Here is a 17,555-nt window from a genome sequence, read left to right on the forward strand (position 1 = left end):
GGTCTACCTCGGTCGTGCGGTTCAGACACCGGGCAGACGCTGCAAAGAAAAACGGCGCGGCAAACCCGGCTGGTGGTTTGCGAGCGCCGTTGTTCGGTTGCCGAGCCTGGCCCGGACTTGGTCCACGGGTCGCAGCGCTCCTCGGCAATCCGGCGATTCTAGGGAAATTCCCCGCCGGTGCCAAGGTGGCGCCGAAAGCCGCGGGCCGGATTCGGCCGGGCCGGGGTCAGTCCCCGCTGTCGATGAAATCGAGCACGTCCTTGACGAAACGCTCGCGCAGCCACAGGTGCGGCGCGTGGTCGACGTCCTCGTAGATGTGCAGCAGCGCGTTGGGAATGTTGTCGCGCACGTAGTGGGCGGTGCGCGTGTGGTAGAAGTTGCTCGCGCCGCCGTAGACCAGCAGCGAGGGAACATCGATCTGCTCCAGCACGTCGCGGTAGTCGGCCGCGGCGAGGCTGGACCAGCAGTCGATCAGCGGCTGCGGGGCCATCTCCCGCAGGCGCTGGCGCGCGAGTTCCATGCCCTCGCCGTTCTCCCGGTACTTGCGCCGCGCGCGCTCGTTGAGGCTGCGGCCGACGAGGCCCAGCACGCCTTCGGCGAAGTCCTGCTGCAGTTCGCGGACGAAGGCCGCGTTGCGCGCCGCGTCGAAGTCGCCGTAGATGCCCCAGGTCCAGTCTTCGTCGGTCAGGATGCGCGGCGACTGGTCGATGATGACGAGCTTGCGCAGGCGGGCGCAGCCGAAGTCGCGGATGTACTGCCACAGCGTCAGCGCCCCCATCGAATGGCCGATGACGATCGCGTCGCGCAGCTTACAGTGCTCGAGCATCTCCTCGAGGTCGCGCGCCATGCGCGCCGCGCTCACCGGCGTGCGCGCATGCAGCGCGTGGCCGCCGTGCCCGCGCGCATCCCAGCGATACACGCGGTGGCGCGCGGCGAAGGCCTCGACGAAGGGATTCCAGTCGCGGTGGCTCGCGGTCCAGCCGTGCAGCAACACGAGCGGCGGCCCCTCGCCGTCGATCTTCACGTGGATGTGCTCGCCGTCGCCGGCCCGAAAATGGATCATCGCAATACCCGCTGGCAGTCTGTGCTGCAGCGCAGTATAAGCCGTGAAGGCGGCGGGCGCGGATCAGCGGGTCATCATGTGCAGGCCCATGGAGTGCATCGGGACGTGCGGAAATGCCGGGAAACCGCTTCGCAGGCCCATCACCGGAGCGCTGGGGCTAAAGATGTAGGTGCGGCTCGTGCGCGCGACCTTGCCGTCGACGAAGTGCACGTTGAAATAGGTGTAGATGCCCGGGCCGTCGTTCTCGATGTTCCAGTCCCACACCTCTTCGCCGCTCAGCCGATAGAACTCGACCGTGCGGTGCGACCCGAGCAGGCGCGACACCTCTTCGCGCGTCATGCCCGGCGCGACGCGGGCAAGGTTCTCGAGCGCCAGCGCGTTTTCCTGGCGCAGCACCTTGCCCGACGGGTCCACGGTCACCATCAGCGTGACGTGGCCGTACGGCTGGTTCGAGTATTCCAGCGTGTGCGTGCCGTCGCCGTTGTCCCAGCGCCGCACCGGCTCACCGTGCGCGGCGATGGCCTCGGCCTCGGTCGCCAGCGGACGCATGTCGCCCAGCTGCGCGCAGCCCGCGACCAGCGCCGCGAGCGCGAGCAGCGCGGCGATGCGTAGCCACTTCGCGACTGCCTGTCCCTGTTTCACCTGCGTCAGCCTCGCTGTTCGACGAAGCGGCTCGTGCGCGCGACGCGGCCGTCGTCGTTGAAATGCACCAGGAAGAACACCGGGTCGCCCGACGCCTCCTTGCCGACACGCCAGCCCCACACCGTTTCCTTCGCCAGCTCGAAACGTTCGCGCGTTCCCGGCGCACCGAGGATGCGCCGCACTTCGTCCCCGCTCATGCCCCGTTGGATGCGTGCGAAGCTGCTTTCGTTCAGCACCTGGTCCACCTTGCGCAGCACGCTGTCGGAACCGATCGTCATCATGAAGCACTCCGTGCCCATCGGCTGGCGCGAATATTCCCAGGTCACCGAACCGTCGTCGTTGCGCCATTCCATCTGCGGCGGGCCGAAGCGCTGGCGCACATCGGCGGCGGTGGAGACGCCCGGCTCGAGTTCCTTCAGGTTGAAGTGATCGCAACCCGCCAGCCCGAGCGCGGCAAGGAGGCTGCACAACAGCGTGAACAGGCGTTTCATGGGGACGATTCTCCTCACAGGGGAGCGCAGGACCGGGGCTGCCGGCACGCGCGGACAAATGCAACACATTATGTCGGCCCGCGGCGGGCCTGGGCTAGAATCGCTCCATGCCGGAGCGCGGCACAATCGCGAACCGGCCCAGTCCGCATACAACGCTTCGGAGAACGGTTCATGAAGAAGACCCTGATCGCCCTCGCCCTCGCCGCCGCCGGCCTGTCGGCGGCCCACGCCCAGACTGTCGTCAAGATCGGCCACGCCGGCCCGCTGACCGGCCCGATCGCCCATATCGGCAAGGACGGCGAGAACGGCGTGCGCCTCGCGATCGAAGACGCCAACGCCAAGGGCACCACCATCGGCGGCCAGAAGGTCAAGTTCGAGCTCGTCAGCGAAGACGACCAGGCCGACCCGCGCACCGCCACCACCGTCGCGCAGCGCCTGACCGATGCCGGCGTCAAGGGCGTGGTCGGCCACGTCACCTCCGGCGCGTCGATCCCCGCCTCGCGCATCTACGAGCAGGCCGGCGTGCCGGTCATCACGCCGTCGTCGACCAGCCCGAAGCTCACGCAACAGGGCTACAAGGTCACCTTCCGCGTCATCGCCAACGACCTGCAGCAGGGCGCGGCGATGGCCAAGTATGCCAACAAGCTCGGCGCGAAGAAGGTCGCGATCATCGACGACCGCACCGCCTACGGCCAGGGCCTCGCCGACGCCTTCGCCGAGAGCCTGAAGAAGGAAGGGCTGCAGGTCGTGGGCCGCGAGTTCACCAACGACAAGGCCACCGACTTCACCGCGATCCTCACCAAGATCAAGACCAAGCAGCCCGACGCCGTGTTCTTCGGCGGCATGGACGCGCAGTCCGCGCCGATGCTGCGCCAGATGCGGCAGCTCGGCATCGCCGCGAAGTTCCTCGGCGGCGACGGCACCTGCACCAGCGAGATGATCAAGCTCGCCGGCGACGCGATCAGCGGCGACACCTACTGCACCCAGGCCGGCATCCCGATGGACAAGATGCCGGGCGGCGCGACGTTCAACAAGCGCTTCAAGGAAGTCTACAAGGGCGACGTGCAGCTCTATGCGCCGTACAACTACGACGCGGCGACCGCGCTGATCGAGGCAATGAAGGCCGCCGGCTCGGTCGAACCGGCCAAGTACCTGCCGGCGCTGCAGAAGCTCAACATGCAGGGCGTGACCGGCAAGATCGCCTTCGACAAGAACGGCGACATCCTCGACGCGGGCGTGACCCTGTACCAGTTCAAGGGCGGCAAGTGGGAAGCGCTCCACTGAGCCTGTGAAACACGCCCGCCGCGCACCACAAGCGTGCGGCGGGCGGCGGGAACGAACCGGATCGGGGCGCTGCGGCGCCCCTTTTTGTTGCCGCGCGGGCCGAAATCCGCCGTTTCCCGGGCCGTCACGGTGTATCCGGATCTGACATTAGGGTAATCCATAATCCGGCACGGATTGTGCAATGCATCATCTGCACGAATACGCGCCAACCTGTTCGGAATCCGCGTCACCAAACGATCATTGACATCCGCATTATCATCCTGCCATCGGCATCGGCGGGTGCACAGGGTCCGCTGCTGCGATGCGGAAGACGCAACCTGGCATATCTCTGTTGCAATTTGCGCATCCCGGTCCATTTTTGGGCAGAATACGCGGACTTTTCAGCCCCCCGGGACCTTTGCGATGCACAAGGTGATAGTCGGGGGCGAATGGAGAAGCGGCATCACGTGCAGCACCCCGGCGGCTCTTCGACGCCTCACGAAGGTCGGAAGTGTCGTTCGGGCTCTCAATCTCACGAATCGATCTCGCTGGAGGAGAAACATGAAGCAAACCTTCGTCGCACTCGCGATCATGGCAATCGGCCTGTCCGCCGCTCAGGCGCAGGACATGGTGGTCAAGCTCGGCAGCGTCGCACCGCTGACCGGCACCATCGCCCACCTCGGCAAGGACAACGAAAACGGCGCACGCCTCGCCGTCGAGGACGCCAATGCCAAAGGCATCACCATCGGCGGCAAGAAGGTCAAGTTCGAGCTGATGGGCGAGGACGACCAGGCCGACCCCCGTACCGGCACCACCGTCGCGCAGCGTCTCGTCGATGCGGGCGTGAAGGGCGTCGTCGGCCACCTGAACTCGGGCACCACGATCCCCGCGTCGCGCATCTACAACCAGGCCGGCGTGCCGATGATCTCGCCCTCGGCGACCAACCCGACGCTCACGCGCCAGGGCTACAAGGCCGTGTTCCGCACGATCGCCAACGACGTGCAGCAGGGCAGCGTGCTCGGCAAGTTCATCGTCGGCCCGCTCGCGGCGAAGACCGTCGCGATCATCGACGACCGCACCGCCTACGGCCAGGGCCTCGCCGACGAGACCGAGAAGGCCGTGAAGGCGGGTGGCGGCAAGATCGTCGCGCGCGAATTCACGACCGACAAGGCGACCGACTTCAACGCGATCCTGACCAAGATCCGCGGCGCCAAGCCCGACGTGATCTTCTTCGGCGGCATGGACGCGCAGGGCGGCCCGATGCTGCGCCAGCTCAAGCAGCTGGGCGTCGAAGCCAAGTTCGTGACCGGCGACGGCGGCTGCAGCCCCGAGATGATCAAGCTCGCCGGCGACTCGATCGGCGCCAATGCCTACTGCTCGATGGCGGGCCTGCCGCTCGAGAAGATGCCGGGCGGCACCGAGTTCCGCAACCGCTACAAGGCACGCTTCAATGCCGACGTGCAGATCTACTCGCCGTACGCCTACGACGCGGCGACGGCGATCATCAAGGCCATGCAGGCAGCCAATTCGGTCGAACCGGCCAAGTACCTGCCCGAGTTGAAGAAGAGCCATTTCGCCGGCGTGACCGGCACCGTGGCCTTCGACGACCTGGGCGACATCAAGGACGGCGCCATCACGATGTACCAGTTCAAGTCCGGAGCCTGGGCACCGATGTAAGGCCTGGGGTCATTCCGGCCCGCCGGTCTGGATGACCCGAAGCGGGGGTCGCGATCACGCAGCACGGTCGCACCCCCTTTTTTATGAACCACGCGACATGTAACCCGATGTACTTTCAGTTCTCCCGCGGTCCGGCCGGCATATCCGCGCCGAACCCGCAGCGCCCGCGAACCGCGCGCGCGAATCCCGCGTCCGAACGGCGTACCGGCCCCACGACGGCCACACCGCTTCATCCATCCCCGTGCGGCCCGCACCCGACATCCCGAGGGTAAACATGGAAATCTTTCTTCAACAGGTCGTGAACGGCCTCGTCGTCGGCAGCGTGTATGCGCTGGTTGCGCTCGGCTACACGATGGTTTACGGCATCCTGGGCCTGATCAACTTCGCCCACGGCGACCTCGTGATGGTGGGCGCGCTCACCGCACTGCAGACGATGACCTTCCTGATGGGCGTCGCCCCCGGCATGTCGCCGATCGCGATGCTGCTCCTCTCGCTGCTCGTCGCGATCCCGGTGTGCATGCTGCTCGGCTACCTGATGGAACGGCTGGCCTACCGGCGCCTGCGCAATGCGCCGCGCCTGGCGCCGCTGATCACCGCGATCGGCGTGTCCTTCCTGCTGCAGACCCTGGCGATGATCGTCTGGGGCCGCAACTACCACACCTTCCCGCAGCTGATCTCGACGACGCCGCTGCAGCCGATCGAGGGCGTGTTCATCACCCCGATCCAGGTCACGATCATCGCCGTCTCGGCCCTGATGATGGCCGGCCTGATCCTGCTCGTCACCAAGACCAAGCTCGGCCGGGCGATGCGCGCGACCGCCGAGAACCATCGCGTCGCGGCGCTGATGGGCGTCGACACCAACATGATCATCGCGATGACCTTCGTGATCGGCGCGGCGCTCGCGGCCGTCGCCGGCGTGATGTTCGCGAGCAACTACGGCATCGCGCACTACGGCATGGGCTTCATGCCGGGCCTGAAAGCCTTCACCGCGGCGGTGCTGGGCGGTATCGGCAATCTCGGCGGCGCCATGCTGGGCGGCATCGTGCTGGGCCTGGTCGAATCCTTCGGCGCCGGCTACATCGAGAACCTCACCTTCGGCTTCCTCAACTCGTCCTACCAGGACATCTTCGCCTTCATGATTCTCGGCCTCGTCCTCATCTTCAAGCCTACCGGCCTGCTGGGTGAGCGTGTGTCCGACCGGGCCTGACGCGGGAGTACGCAACCATGAATGAACTCGCACTGGCCGTTCCCTGGCTGGGCAAACGCAACCCGCTTGCCGCGCGCTGGCTCGTGATCGCGCTCGCGCTCGCCGCGCCGCTGGTCGCGATGGCCTTCGGCCGCACCTGGGTGCGCGTGATCGACTTCGCGCTGCTCTACATCTTGCTGGCGCTGGGCCTCAACCTCGTCGTCGGCTTCGCCGGCCTGCTCGACCTCGGCTACATCGCGTTCTACGCGGTGGGCGCCTACACCGCGGCCTTCCTCGCGTCGCCGCACTTCGACGTGCACCTGCCGATCTGGATCGTGCTGCCGCTGGCGGCGTGCTTCGCCGCGACCGCCGGCATCATGCTCGGCTTCCCGGTGCTGCGATTGCGCGGCGACTACCTCGCGATCGTCACGCTCGGCTTCGGCGAGATCGTGCGCATCTTCATCAACAACCTCAACTACCCGATCAACATCACCAACGGGCCCCAGGGGATCAACTCGCTCGACCCGATCGTGCTGTTCGGCTGGGACCTGTCGCGCAACATCCGGCTCACCGAGGACGTGTCGATCAACACGCTGTTCCTGTACTACTACGCCTTCCTCGCGTGCGTCGCCGGCGCGATCCTGTTCATCCAGCGCCTGCAGATCTCGCGCATCGGCCGCGCGTGGGCCGCGATGCGCGACGACGAACTCGCCGCCAAGGCGATCGGCATCAACACGCGCAACATGAAGCTGCTGGCGTTCTCGCTCGGCGCGACCTTCGGCGGCGTGTCCGGCGTGCTGTTCGGCACCTTCCAGGGCTTCGTGTCGCCCGAATCCTTCTCGCTGATGGAGTCGATCGCGGTGCTGACGATGGTCGTGTTCGGCGGCATGGGCAACATCGCCGGCGCGGTCGTCGGCGCGGTCATCCTCTCCGCCCTGCCCGAAATCCTCCGCAACCTCGCGGTGCCGATGCAGCAGGCCCTGTTCGGCCACGTGCTGCTCGACCCCGAAGTGCTCCGCATGCTGCTGCTGTCGCTCGCCATGATCCTGATGATGCTGCTCCGCCCGTCCGGCCTGATCCCGGCCAGCGCCAAGTACTCCCACATCCGCTACCTGAAGGCGAAGGGAGTGACCGAATGATCACGCTCCTCGAAGCCCGCAACATCGGCAAGCGCTTCGGCGGCCTGCAGGCGCTCTCGGACGTGTCGCTGACGATCCGCAAGGGCGAAGTGTATGGGCTGATCGGCCCGAACGGCGCCGGCAAGACGACCTTCTTCAACGTGCTGACGGGCGCCTATACGCCCGACGACGGCGAGTTCGTGTTCAACGGCGCGGTGCTGCCTTCGGGCAAGCCGCACCTCGTGGTCGCGCAGGGAGTCGCGCGCACCTTCCAGAACATCCGCCTGTTCCGCGAGCTCACCGCGCTCGAGAACGTGATGGCAGGACACCATATCCGCACCAGCGCGGGCGTATGGGGCATCCTGACGCAGAACCGGCACACCGTCGAAGAGGAGCGCCTCACCACCGAGCGCGCCTACGAGCTCCTCAAGTACGTGGGCATCGAACGCTTCGCCACCGCGACGGCGAAGAACCTCTCCTACGGCGACCAGCGCCGGCTGGAGATCGCGCGCGCGCTCGCGACCGAGCCGCAGCTGCTGGCGCTCGACGAGCCGGCGGCAGGCATGAACGCGACCGAGACCGTGCAGCTCAAGAACCTGATCGAGCAGATCCGCGGTGACGGCATCACCGTGCTGCTGATCGAGCACGACGTGAAGCTCGTGATGGGTCTGTGCGACCGCGTCGCCGTGCTCGACTTCGGGCGCAAGATCGCCGAGGACGTCCCGGCCGAGGTGCAGAAGAACGAAGCCGTGATCGGCGCCTACCTCGGCGGAGGCCACAAGCATGCACACTAACCCCATCTCCCCCCTGCTCCAGCTCGGCGGCATGGAAGTCGCCTACGGCGGCATCAAGGCCGTCAAGGGCATCGACCTCGAACTCTACCGCGGCGAGCTCGTGAGCCTGATCGGCGCCAACGGCGCCGGCAAGACCACGACGCTGAACGCCATCGCCGGCAGCCTGAAGATCGCCGGCGGCGAGATCCACTACGAGGGCGAGAAAGTGCACGGCCTGCCCGCGCACAAGCGCCTGCGCCGCGGCATCGCGCTGGTGCCGGAGGGGCGCGGCATCTTCACGCGCCTCACCGTCGAGGAGAACCTGCGCATGGGCGCCTACACGCGCAACGACAAGGCGGGCATCGAGCAGGACCTCGAACGCGTCTACACGATGCTGCCGCGCGTGAAGGAGCGCCTGCACCAGATCGCCGGCACGCTGTCGGGCGGCGAGCAGCAGATGGTCGCGATCGGCCGCGCGCTGCTGTCGCGCCCCAAGCTGCTGCTGCTCGACGAGCCGTCGATGGGCCTCGCGCCGCTGGTCGTCGAGAAGATCTTCGAGGTCGTGCAGTCGGTCGCGAAGGAAGGCGTGACAGTGCTGCTCGTCGAGCAGAACGCCAACCTGGCGCTGGAGTTCTCGCAGCGCGCCTACGTGATGGAATCGGGCAAGATCACGCTGACCGGCAGCGGCACCGACCTGCTGACCAACCCGAAGGTGCGCGCAGCGTATCTGGGCGAAGAAGCGGCCTGACGCGGCGCGATGCCGCAATCCGGAGACGGGCGCGAACCTCGGGGAACGCGCCCGTCGCCCGTTCACAGACTCGGAATCGCCGGCACAGCCGGTCAGCCGGCTTCACGAGGGGCACGACCCATGTCCACCCATGCACTGCGCGGGGGCTGCCACTGCGGCGCCATCCGCGTCGAGTTCGAACTTTCCTGCACGCCGGCCGCCTACACGCCGCGCGCCTGCGACTGCGGCTTTTGCCGCAAGCACGGTGCTGCCTACGTCTCGGATCCCGGCGGACGCCTGCACATCACGGTCCGCGACCAGACCGCCCTCGGGCGCTACCGGCAGGGGAGCGGGCAGGCGGAGTTCCTCCTGTGCAAGACCTGCGGGGTGCTCGTCGCGGTGGCCTATGCCGAGGGTGGGCGCATCTGGGCGACCGTCAACCGCCTGGCCGTCGAGGAAGCACAGGATTTCCCCGCTCCCGCGCCGGTGTCGCCGCGCACCCTGGGCGCCGACGACAAGGTGGCACGCTGGAAGGCGGTGTGGTTCGCCGATGTGACGCTCGGCTGACGCGACACCTGCGCAACAACGGGGAGTGGCAAGGAGACGGGAACGCTATGAAGGTGCGGTTCCGACCTCAGGAATTGCCGGCGGACGTCGCGGACTTGTCTGCAACCCGCGGTCCCGTCGCGTAGAGATTTGTCCGCCGCCCACGCATGCTTCATCGCACCGCTCAGTGCACACAGCCCCCTGCCCGACGGCACCAGGCGACGAAGCCGATGCCGCCGAGCGTCAGAAAACCCGCCATGCCCGCCGCCAGCGTCAGCGGCGAATACCACAGCACCGGCGCGAGCACGCCGGCGGTCAGGGAGTTGATGCCGACCTGCAGGAAGCTCTGGCAGCTCGACGCCAGCCCGCGGTGCGTGGGGAAGAGGTCCAGCGCGAGCAGCGTCAGGCTCGGCATCGACAGCGCCATGCCGAAGGTGTACAGCATGATCGGCAGCACGGACTGCGGCAGGCCCGGCGGCATCAGCGACGCGACGAGGACGTTGGCGAGCGCCGCGCCCGCCATCAACGCGAAGCCGACCACGATCGTGCGCCGCGATTGCCAGCGCCCGGCGACCCGCCCCGACAGGGCGGATCCCGCAGTCATGCCGAGCACCGACGGGACGAACATCCAGCCGAACTCCTGCGCGGACAGGCCGAGGTGCTTCATCAGGAAGGTCGGCGCCGACAGCACGTAGAGGAAGAAGCCGTTGAAGTTGAACGCCACCGCGCCCGCCAGCAGCACGAAGGCGGCGCTGCCCAGCACCCGGCGGTAGGCGCGGGCGAGCAGCACCGGGTGCAGCGGATGACGATGCTCGTGCGCGAGGGTTTCCGGCAGGAAGCGCCAGGTGAGGAAGCTGAGCCAGGCACCGAAGAAGGCGAGGAAGAAGAAGATCGTCCGCCAGCCGCCCAGCGCGAGCAGCAGCCCGCCGATCATCGGCGCAATCGCCGGGGCGATGCCGAAGATCAGCATCACGCGCGACATCAGCCGCTGTGCGTGCTCGCCTTCATACAGGTCGCGGATCACCGCCCGGCCGACGACCATGCCCGCCCCGCCGACCATGCCCTGCAGCGCCCGCCCGGCCCACAGCCATTCGATCGACGGCGCCAGCGCGCACACCAGCGAGGCGAGCGCGAACAGTGCCGTCCCGACGATCAGCACGCGCCGGCGGCCGAAATGGTCCGCCAGCGCACCGTGCCACAGCACCATGAAGGCGAAGGTGGCCATGTAGGCCGTCAGCGTCTGCTGGATCTGCAGCGGCGCGGCCGACAGCGCCTCGCCCATCGCGCCGAAGGCGGGCAGATAAGTGTCGATGGAAAACGGCCCGATGGCGGCGAGCGCCGCGAGGACGAACGCGAGCCAGGGCGAGGAGGCGGGCATGAAGGGGGTTCTCTGGGGCGTCTTGTTATTGGTGCCGTGCGCCCCTGCCCGCATCGGCGGCCCCGCGCGGGGCCGCGTCAGCGGGAATCGAGGCCGCGCCGGTACTGGATCGCCTCGGCCAGATGCGCCGGGCCGACGCGCTCGGCGCCGGCCAGGTCCGCGATCGTGCGGGCAACCTTGAGGATGCGATGATACCCCCGCGCGGACAGGTTCAGCCGGCGGATCGCGTGATCGAGCAGCGCCTTGCCCTGCTCATCGGGCGCGCACAGCGCATCGACGCGGCCGGGCGCGAGATGGCTGTTGGCGCGCCCCTGGCGCTCGCGCTGCACGGCCCACGCCTGCGTGACGCGCTCGCGCACCGCGGCACTCGGCTCGCCCGCGGGCTGACCGAGCATGTCGGCGTGATCGAGCAGCGGCACCTCGATGACGATGTCCATGCGGTCGAGCAGCGGGCCCGACAGGCGCCCGCGGTAGCGTGCAACCTGGTCCGGCGTGCAGCGGCAGCGCCCATTCTTGTCGCCGGCATGCCCGCACGGGCACGGATTCATCGCGGCGACGAGCTGGAAGCGCGCGGGGAACTCGGCGCGCTGCCGCGCCCGCGACACCGTGACAGTGCCGGTCTCGAGCGGCTCGCGCAGGGCTTCGAGCACGCGGCGCTCGAACTCCGGCAGCTCGTCGAGGAACAGCACGCCGTGGTGCGCGAGGCTGATCTCGCCGGGGCGCGGACTGGCGCCGCCGCCGACCACCGCGGGGGCCGAGGCGGAGTGGTGCGGCGCGCGGTAGGGGCGCCGCCCCCAGCGGCGGGCATCGAAGGCCCCTTCGAGCGACTGGATCGACGCGCTCTCGATCGCCTCGGCCTCGTCGAGCGGCGGCAGGAGCCCCGGCAAGCGGCGCGCGAGCATGGACTTGCCGGTTCCCGGGGGGCCGAACATCAGCAGCGAGTGCTGGCCGGCGGCGGCGACTTCGAGCGCGCGGCGCGCCTGCAGCTGCCCCTTCACCTCGGCGAGATCCGGTTCGTCGTCCCGCCCTTCCGCCACCGGCGGCGCAAGACGGCGCGTGAGCGGCGTGTGGCCGTTGAGGTGGGCACACACGGCGAGCAGGCTCGGTGCCGGCAGCACGCTCGCGTCGCGCGCGAGCGCGGCTTCGTCGGCATTCGCCGCGGGCAGTACCAGCGCGCGGCCGGCGCGGCCGCTCTCGAGGGCCATCGCGAGACCGCCGCGCACCGGGCGCAGGCTGCCGTCGAGCGACAGCTCGCCGACGAATTCGTGACGGGCCAGCGCCGCCGCATCGACCTGGCCCGACGCGGCGAGGATGCCCAGCGCGATCGGCAGGTCGAAGCGCCCGCCTTCCTTGGGCAGGTCGGCCGGGGCGAGATTGACGGTGATCCGGCGCTGCGGGAATTCGAACTGCGACGTGGCGATCGCGGCGCGCACGCGCTCGCGCGCCTCGCGCACCTCGGTATCAGGCAGACCGACGAGGTTGAAGGCCGGCAGGCCGTTGGCGAGGTGCACTTCCACCGTCACCTCGGGTGCGCCCAGACCCGCGAGCGCGCGGGTGCGTACGAGAGCCAGCGACATCGGTTCCTCCGGAATGGACTGCGCGCAGTCTACCGGAGGCGCCGACAATGACAAACGGTTAGATCAAAAGCACCCGCGAAAACGGGGGCAGGCGGCGGCTTACTCGCCGTCGCGCTCGGCGCGGGCGCGCGCGAGTTCGGATTCGAGCGCGGCGACGCGGTCTTCGAGTTCCGCGAGCTTCTGGCGCGCGTGCGCGAGCACTTCGCGCTGCACGTCGAATTCCTCGCGTGTCACCAGATCGAGCTTGCCGAAGGCGCTGCCGAGCAGGGCCTTGGCGTTCTTTTCGAAGTCCTTGGCGGGATTGCTGGCCGCCAGTTCGGAGAGCTTGGCGCCGATTTCGTCGAGGAAGCGGGGACCTGCCATGAAGGCACCTCAAATGACAGAAGGGAAAAGATAAAGTCTAGCACGGACACCGGCGCGGCAGCCGGCACGCCCCGCCCCTGCCCCATTGCAGTGAGCGCACGGGTGCCACCGGCAGCGATGCACCACAATATCGACGGAAACGCACCAATGGAGTGCATCGGATCGGGCCGCGATCTGTTGCGAGTGCACAAGTTCCCTCCGGAAAACCCAGAAAATCGAGCTTTCCCTTTGTGTAACAATTGCTTGGCGACGCTTGACACGACTTGGCACGGCGCATGCGTAGGAGGACTTGCCAGCTATCAAACACCAATCGTCAAGGAGCAAGAACATGCACAAGCGCCTCATCGCCCTGGCCGTCACAGCAGCCCTGCCGCTGATCGGCTCCGGCACGGCCGTGGCGGCCGACAGCCCGATCACCGCCAACGTCGCCCTGGTGTCGGATTATGCCTACCGCGGCATCAGCCAGACCAAGGAGAAACCCGCGCTGCAGGGCGGTTTCGATTACGCGCATTCGAGCGGCCTGTACGTCGGCGCGTGGGGCTCGAACGTGTCGTGGCTGCGCGATCTCGAGCGCGGCAAGGACGTGAATTCCGGCAACAGCCTGGAACTCGACCTGTACGGCGGCTACAAGGGCACCGTCGGTGACATCGGTTACGACGTCGGCCTGCTGCAGTACGTCTATCCGGGCGATTTCGACACGAAGTGGCGCAGCACGGTCGGCCAGAAGCAGCCGAACACGCTCGAAGCCTACGTCGGCCTGTCGTGGGAGTTCCTGTCGTTCAAGTACTCGAACTCGCTGACCAACCTGTTCGGCACGCCGGACTCGAAGAACAGCCAGTATTTCGACCTGTCGGCCGCCTACGAGGTGATCCCGGGCACGACGCTCAACGCCCACGTCGGCCGCCAGATGATCGCCGGCCCGACCCCGTCCTACACCGACTGGAAGCTGGGGGTGAGCCAGGCCGTCGCCGGCGTGACCGTGGGCCTGTACTACGTCGATACCAACCTGAAGAACAAGGATGCCCTCAACGCCGACGCCCGCTACATTGTGAGCGTCAGCAAGACCTTCTGAGCCGGCACTGCCGCGGGGCACCCGCCCCGCATGACTGAAAGGAAATCATCATGAAATTCGTCACTGCCATCATCAAGCCCTTCAAGCTCGACGAAGTGCGCGAGGCACTCTCGGCGATCGGCGTGCAGGGCATCACCGTCACCGAGGTCAAGGGCTTCGGCCGGCAGAAGGGGCACACCGAGCTGTACCGCGGCGCCGAGTACGTCGTCGACTTTCTGCCCAAGGTGAAGATCGAGGCCGCCGTGGCCGCCGATCTGCTCGACCAGGTGATCGAGGCGATCGAAAAATCCGCTGCGACCGGCAAGATCGGCGACGGCAAGATCTTCGTCTTCGACCTCGAGCAGGCCATCCGCATCCGCACCGGCGAAACCGGCGCCGAAGCGCTGTAAGGAGAACATCATGAAAAAACTGTTTGCCATACTCCTTGCGGTGCTGGCGCTCGGCTTCGCCGGGCTCGCCAGTGCCGACGACGCCCCGGCTGCAGCCGCAGCCGTCACCGCGGTTGCCGGCGCCGCCACGGCGGCCGCTCCCGCGGCGGCGGCGGCGGCTGCGCCCACGGTCAACAAGGGCGACACCGCCTGGATGCTGATCTCGACCGCGCTCGTCGCCTTCATGGCGATCCCGGGCCTCGCGCTGTTCTACGGCGGCCTGGTGCGCTCGAAGAACATGCTGTCGGTGCTGATGCAGGTCTTCGTGATCTTCTCGCTGATGGTCGTGCTGTGGTTCGTCTACGGCTACAGCCTCGCCTTCACCGAGGGCAATGCGTTCATCGGCGGCTTGTCGAAGGCCTTCCTGAAGGGCGTGACGGTCGACTCGGTGGCCGCGACCTTCAGCAAGGGCGTGGCGATCCCCGAGTTCGCCTACGTCGTGTTCCAGGCGACCTTCGCGGCGATCACCCCGGCGCTGATCGTCGGCGCCTTCGCCGAGCGCATCAAGTTCTCCGCGGTGCTGCTGTTCATGGTGCTGTGGTTCACCTTCTCCTACCTGCCGATGGCGCACATGGTGTGGTACTGGGCCGGCCCGGATGCCTACACCGACGCTGCCGCGGGGGATGCGGCCGCGGCGACCGCGGGCTTCCTGTTCCAGAAGGGCGCGCTCGACTTCGCCGGCGGCACGGTGGTGCATATCAACGCCGCCGTCGCGGGCCTCGTGGGTGCCTTCATGGTCGGCAAGCGCATCGGCTACGGCCGCGAGTCGATGGCTCCACACTCGCTGACGCTGACGATGGTGGGCGCGTCGATGCTGTGGGTGGGCTGGTTCGGCTTCAACGCCGGTTCCAACCTCGAGGCCAACGGCCTGACCACGCTGGCCTTCCTCAACACGATGGTCGCGACCGGCATGGCGGCGATGTCGTGGATGACGACCGAATGGCTGATGAAGGGCAAGCCCTCGCTGCTGGGCGCGGCCTCGGGCGCGGTGGCCGGCCTCGTGGCGATCACCCCGGCCTGCGGCTGGGTCGGGCCGATGGGCGCGCTGCTGATCGGGCTGCTCGCCGGCGTGATCTGCCTGTGGGGCGTGAATGGCCTCAAGCACATGCTCGGCGCGGACGATGCGCTCGACGTGTTCGGCGTGCATGGCGTGGGCGGCATCCTCGGCGCGATGCTGACCGGCGTGTTCGCGAACCCGGACCTCGGCGGCGTCGGCGTGTATGACTACGTCGCCAACGCGGTGGCCCCGTTCTCGACTTCGGCGCAAGTCACCAGCCAGGCGTGGGGCGTGGTCGTGTCGATCCTGTGGTCGGGCATCGTCTCGGCGATCGCGTTCAAGATCGTGGATGTGCTGATCGGCCTGCGCGTGCCCGAAGAAGAGGAGCGCGAAGGCCTGGACATCACCGCGCACGGCGAGACGGCCTACCACATCTGAACACCTGGGCATTGCCGGATCGCTCCCTCGTCCGGCCCTGCAGCGGGCGCCCCTCGGGGCGCCCGTTTTCGTTCACGCCCGCGCCGGCTGCCCGCGTCAGCGGAACACGACCGTCTTGTTGCCGTGCAGCAGGACGCGGCCTTCGAGGTGGTAACGCAGCCCGCGCGCGAGCACGGTCTTCTCGATGTCCTTGCCGTAGCGCACCATGTCCTCGACCGAGTCGGAGTGGTCGATGCGGATCACGTCCTGGTCGATGATCGGCCCCTGATCGAGCTCGGAGGTGACGTAGTGGCAGGTCGCGCCGATCAGCTTCACGCCTTTCGCCCAGGCCTGGTGGTAGGGCTTCGCGCCGACGAAGCTCGGCAGGAAGCTGTGGTGGATGTTGATGATGCGTCCCGGATAGGCGGCGCACAGCTCGGGCGACAGCACCTGCATGTAGCGCGCGAGCACGATCGTGTCGCCGCGCACTTCCTCGACGATGCGCCGCACTTCGGCATAGGCCGCGGCCTTGTTGTCGGGCGTGACGGGCACGTGGTGGAAGGGGATGCCATGCCACTCGACGAAGCCGCGGAAGGTGTCGTGGTTCGAGATCACGCACGGGATCTCGATGTCGAGTTCCTTCGACTGCCAGCGCGCGAGGAGGTCGTAGAGGCAGTGTTCCTGCTTCGACACCAGCACGACGACGCGCTTTTTCACCGCCGAATCGGTGATCGACCAGTCCATCTCGAGTTCCTCGGCGATGGGGCGGAAGCGCTCGCGGAACTCGGCGAGGTGGAAAGGCAGGGAGTCGGCACGGATCTCGATGCGCATGAAGTAGCGTCCGACCGCCTCCGCCCCGGTGGCGTCAGCGCGCGCAGGCTCGGCGTGCAGCGAGGTCTCGAGGATCCAGCCGCGGTGCTCGGCGACGAAGCCCGACACGCGCGCGACGAGGCCGACGCGATCGGGGCAGGACGCCGACAGCGTGTAGAAGCGCTCGCGATGCATGTGCTCAGCCCGCGGCGCGCGCGAAGGCCTTGTCGATCTCGCGGCGCAGTTCGGGGTAGGTGCGCGTGACCGGGAACTGCGGGAATTCGCGGATCACGTTCTCCGGCGGGTGGAACAGGATGCCGCCATGGGCTTCGCCGAGCATCGCGGTGTCGTTGTAGGAATCGCCCGCGGCGACGACCTTGAGGTTCAGTTCCTTGAAGCGCCTGACCGCCTCGCGCTTCTGGTCGGGCATGCGCAGGCGGTAGTCGACCAGCATGCCTTCGGCGTTGGCGACGAGCGAATGGCACAGCAGCGTCGGCCAGCAGAGCTGCTTCATCAGCGGCTTGGCGAATTCCTGGAAGGTGTCGGAGAGGATGACGACCTGGTAGCTCGCGCGCAGGTCGTCGAGGAAGTCGCGCGCACCGGGCATCGGCCCCATGCCGGCGATCACGTCCTGGATGTCGGGCAGGCCGAGCTTCCTTTCGGCCAGGATGTTCAGCCGGTACTTCATCAGCGTGTCGTAGTTCGGCTCGTCGCGTGTCGTGCGGCGCAGCTCCGGGATGCCGGTGCGCTCGGCGAATTCGATCCAGATTTCGGGAACCAGCACACCTTCGAGGTCGAGACAGACGATCTGCACGGCGATATTCCTGTTTCGGCGGATAAACGAACCCCCGATTCTAGCAGCCGAGGCGGGCTCCACCGCGGCACGCGGAATATGTTGGGTTCAAAAATATTTATCCGTCGGGAACCAATCGCCGACGCGGCGGTCTGGGGAATATGGCCCTATAATGGCAGGGCTAAATGCGTAACCCTTGGCCGATGGAGGCCATTTCGCGGGACGGCTCCGGTC

At 67.5% G+C, this 17,555-nt stretch carries 18 protein-coding genes and 1 riboswitch; of the genes, 10 read left to right on the forward strand and 8 right to left on the reverse strand.

The window, feature by feature from the left end; translation table 11 throughout:
* Positions 1–74: 74 nt before the first annotated feature.
* Positions 75–149: riboswitch (S-adenosyl-L-homocysteine riboswitch) on the reverse strand.
* A gap of 77 nt (positions 150–226) precedes the next feature.
* The 3 genes from CDA09_RS21190 to CDA09_RS21200 form a co-directional block, all read right to left on the reverse strand.
* Positions 227–1,063 carry an alpha/beta fold hydrolase gene (locus tag CDA09_RS21190; RefSeq protein WP_121430462.1) on the reverse strand — a complete coding sequence of 279 codons (837 nt, stop codon included), beginning with the start codon at positions 1,061–1,063 and terminating at the stop codon, positions 227–229.
* Between the two features lie 63 nt (positions 1,064–1,126).
* A complete protein-coding gene (locus tag CDA09_RS21195; protein WP_121430971.1) occupies positions 1,127–1,612 on the reverse strand; it encodes a hypothetical protein in 486 nt (161 codons plus the stop codon).
* Positions 1,613–1,710: 98 nt separating this feature from the next.
* Positions 1,711–2,196 carry a hypothetical protein gene (locus CDA09_RS21200; RefSeq protein ID WP_121430463.1) on the reverse strand — a complete coding sequence of 162 codons (486 nt, stop codon included), beginning with the start codon at positions 2,194–2,196 and terminating at the stop codon, positions 1,711–1,713.
* 171 nt (positions 2,197–2,367) lie between these two features.
* Here CDA09_RS21200 and CDA09_RS21205 point away from each other — a divergent pair, with 171 nt between their 5' ends.
* The 7 genes from CDA09_RS21205 to CDA09_RS21235 all read left to right on the forward strand — a co-directional run bounded on the left by CDA09_RS21205 (position 2,368) and on the right by CDA09_RS21235 (position 9,507).
* Positions 2,368–3,480, forward strand: coding sequence for a branched-chain amino acid ABC transporter substrate-binding protein (locus CDA09_RS21205; RefSeq protein ID WP_121430464.1), 1,113 nt, complete (start codon positions 2,368–2,370; stop codon positions 3,478–3,480).
* Positions 3,481–4,020: 540 nt separating this feature from the next.
* A complete protein-coding gene (locus CDA09_RS21210; protein ID WP_121430465.1) occupies positions 4,021–5,136 on the forward strand; it encodes a branched-chain amino acid ABC transporter substrate-binding protein in 1,116 nt (371 codons plus the stop codon).
* Between the two features lie 274 nt (positions 5,137–5,410).
* Positions 5,411–6,343: a branched-chain amino acid ABC transporter permease gene (locus tag CDA09_RS21215; protein ID WP_121430466.1), complete on the forward strand. Its 933-nt coding sequence runs from the start codon at positions 5,411–5,413 to the stop codon at positions 6,341–6,343.
* A 17-nt stretch (positions 6,344–6,360) separates the two neighbouring features.
* Positions 6,361–7,461 (forward strand): ABC transporter permease subunit, encoded by a 1,101-nt coding sequence (locus CDA09_RS21220; RefSeq protein WP_121430467.1) that lies wholly within the window; start codon positions 6,361–6,363, stop codon positions 7,459–7,461.
* On the forward strand, positions 7,458–8,234 hold the full coding sequence (locus CDA09_RS21225; protein ID WP_121430468.1) for an ABC transporter ATP-binding protein: 777 nt from the start codon (positions 7,458–7,460) through the stop codon (positions 8,232–8,234). Before CDA09_RS21220 ends, CDA09_RS21225 begins: the two co-directional genes overlap by 4 nt.
* The gene (locus CDA09_RS21230; RefSeq protein ID WP_121430469.1) at positions 8,224–8,961 is read left to right on the forward strand and encodes an ABC transporter ATP-binding protein; all 738 of its coding nucleotides are present in this window, start codon (positions 8,224–8,226) and stop codon (positions 8,959–8,961) included. Before CDA09_RS21225 ends, CDA09_RS21230 begins: the two co-directional genes overlap by 11 nt.
* A 120-nt stretch (positions 8,962–9,081) precedes the next feature.
* Complete coding sequence (locus CDA09_RS21235) at positions 9,082–9,507, forward strand: GFA family protein (protein WP_121430470.1); 426 nt, start codon at positions 9,082–9,084, stop codon at positions 9,505–9,507.
* Positions 9,508–9,670: 163 nt separating this feature from the next.
* On the opposite strand, the gene CDA09_RS21240 is transcribed toward CDA09_RS21235, so the two are convergent.
* From CDA09_RS21240 to CDA09_RS21250, 3 genes are all read right to left on the reverse strand, one after another.
* Positions 9,671–10,864: a multidrug effflux MFS transporter gene (locus CDA09_RS21240; RefSeq protein ID WP_121430471.1), complete on the reverse strand. Its 1,194-nt coding sequence runs from the start codon at positions 10,862–10,864 to the stop codon at positions 9,671–9,673.
* 77 nt (positions 10,865–10,941) lie between these two features.
* Complete coding sequence (locus CDA09_RS21245) at positions 10,942–12,441, reverse strand: YifB family Mg chelatase-like AAA ATPase (protein ID WP_121430472.1); 1,500 nt, start codon at positions 12,439–12,441, stop codon at positions 10,942–10,944.
* Between the two features lie 99 nt (positions 12,442–12,540).
* Positions 12,541–12,804, reverse strand: coding sequence for an accessory factor UbiK family protein (locus CDA09_RS21250; protein ID WP_121430473.1), 264 nt, complete (start codon positions 12,802–12,804; stop codon positions 12,541–12,543).
* Between the two features lie 328 nt (positions 12,805–13,132).
* On the opposite strand from CDA09_RS21250, the gene CDA09_RS21255 reads away from it, so the two are divergent.
* Genes CDA09_RS21255 through CDA09_RS21265 form a run of 3 tightly spaced genes read left to right on the forward strand, consistent with a single transcriptional unit; the run spans position 13,133 to position 15,739 of the window.
* A complete protein-coding gene (locus tag CDA09_RS21255) occupies positions 13,133–13,876 on the forward strand; it encodes a TorF family putative porin (protein WP_121430474.1) in 744 nt (247 codons plus the stop codon).
* Between the two features lie 50 nt (positions 13,877–13,926).
* Entirely contained in the window at positions 13,927–14,265 is a 339-nt protein-coding gene (glnK, locus tag CDA09_RS21260; RefSeq protein WP_121430475.1) for a P-II family nitrogen regulator, read from the forward strand.
* A 10-nt stretch (positions 14,266–14,275) separates the two neighbouring features.
* Positions 14,276–15,739, forward strand: a complete 1,464-nt coding sequence (locus CDA09_RS21265) for an ammonium transporter (protein WP_121430476.1) — start codon at positions 14,276–14,278, stop codon at positions 15,737–15,739.
* Between the two features lie 96 nt (positions 15,740–15,835).
* Here the strand turns inward: CDA09_RS21265 and purU are convergent, their stop codons facing one another.
* On the reverse strand, positions 15,836–16,723 hold the full coding sequence (purU, locus tag CDA09_RS21270) for a formyltetrahydrofolate deformylase (RefSeq protein WP_121430477.1): 888 nt from the start codon (positions 16,721–16,723) through the stop codon (positions 15,836–15,838).
* A gap of 4 nt (positions 16,724–16,727) precedes the next feature.
* Positions 16,728–17,342 (reverse strand): bifunctional phosphoserine phosphatase/homoserine phosphotransferase ThrH, encoded by a 615-nt coding sequence (thrH, locus tag CDA09_RS21275; RefSeq protein WP_121430478.1) that lies wholly within the window; start codon positions 17,340–17,342, stop codon positions 16,728–16,730.
* Positions 17,343–17,555 lie beyond the last annotated feature (213 nt).

Origin of the sequence: Azoarcus sp. DN11 (assembly GCF_003628555.1) — a bacterium.
In the GTDB taxonomy this organism is placed as follows: domain Bacteria; phylum Pseudomonadota; class Gammaproteobacteria; order Burkholderiales; family Rhodocyclaceae; genus Aromatoleum.

What these genes read in the sequence shown, in the direction of transcription:
- CDA09_RS21220 (WP_121430467.1), top strand. Translation starts at nt 6,361, where the DNA reads ATGAATGAACTCGCACTGGCCGTTCCCTGGCTGGGCAAACGCAACCCG.
- CDA09_RS21230 (WP_121430469.1), top strand. Translation starts at nt 8,224, where the DNA reads ATGCACACTAACCCCATCTCCCCCCTGCTCCAGCTCGGCGGCATGGAA.
- purU (WP_121430477.1), bottom strand. Translation starts at nt 16,723, where the DNA reads ATGCATCGCGAGCGCTTCTACACGCTGTCGGCGTCCTGCCCCGATCGC.
- CDA09_RS21215 (WP_121430466.1), top strand. Translation starts at nt 5,411, where the DNA reads ATGGAAATCTTTCTTCAACAGGTCGTGAACGGCCTCGTCGTCGGCAGC.
- CDA09_RS21195 (WP_121430971.1), bottom strand. Translation starts at nt 1,612, where the DNA reads ATGCGTCCGCTGGCGACCGAGGCCGAGGCCATCGCCGCGCACGGTGAG.
- CDA09_RS21265 (WP_121430476.1), top strand. Translation starts at nt 14,276, where the DNA reads ATGAAAAAACTGTTTGCCATACTCCTTGCGGTGCTGGCGCTCGGCTTC.
- CDA09_RS21245 (WP_121430472.1), bottom strand. Translation starts at nt 12,441, where the DNA reads ATGTCGCTGGCTCTCGTACGCACCCGCGCGCTCGCGGGTCTGGGCGCA.
- CDA09_RS21225 (WP_121430468.1), top strand. Translation starts at nt 7,458, where the DNA reads ATGATCACGCTCCTCGAAGCCCGCAACATCGGCAAGCGCTTCGGCGGC.
- glnK (WP_121430475.1), top strand. Translation starts at nt 13,927, where the DNA reads ATGAAATTCGTCACTGCCATCATCAAGCCCTTCAAGCTCGACGAAGTG.
- CDA09_RS21205 (WP_121430464.1), top strand. Translation starts at nt 2,368, where the DNA reads ATGAAGAAGACCCTGATCGCCCTCGCCCTCGCCGCCGCCGGCCTGTCG.
- CDA09_RS21255 (WP_121430474.1), top strand. Translation starts at nt 13,133, where the DNA reads ATGCACAAGCGCCTCATCGCCCTGGCCGTCACAGCAGCCCTGCCGCTG.
- CDA09_RS21235 (WP_121430470.1), top strand. Translation starts at nt 9,082, where the DNA reads ATGTCCACCCATGCACTGCGCGGGGGCTGCCACTGCGGCGCCATCCGC.
- CDA09_RS21200 (WP_121430463.1), bottom strand. Translation starts at nt 2,196, where the DNA reads ATGAAACGCCTGTTCACGCTGTTGTGCAGCCTCCTTGCCGCGCTCGGG.
- CDA09_RS21190 (WP_121430462.1), bottom strand. Translation starts at nt 1,063, where the DNA reads ATGATCCATTTTCGGGCCGGCGACGGCGAGCACATCCACGTGAAGATC.
- CDA09_RS21250 (WP_121430473.1), bottom strand. Translation starts at nt 12,804, where the DNA reads ATGGCAGGTCCCCGCTTCCTCGACGAAATCGGCGCCAAGCTCTCCGAA.
- CDA09_RS21210 (WP_121430465.1), top strand. Translation starts at nt 4,021, where the DNA reads ATGAAGCAAACCTTCGTCGCACTCGCGATCATGGCAATCGGCCTGTCC.
- CDA09_RS21240 (WP_121430471.1), bottom strand. Translation starts at nt 10,864, where the DNA reads ATGCCCGCCTCCTCGCCCTGGCTCGCGTTCGTCCTCGCGGCGCTCGCC.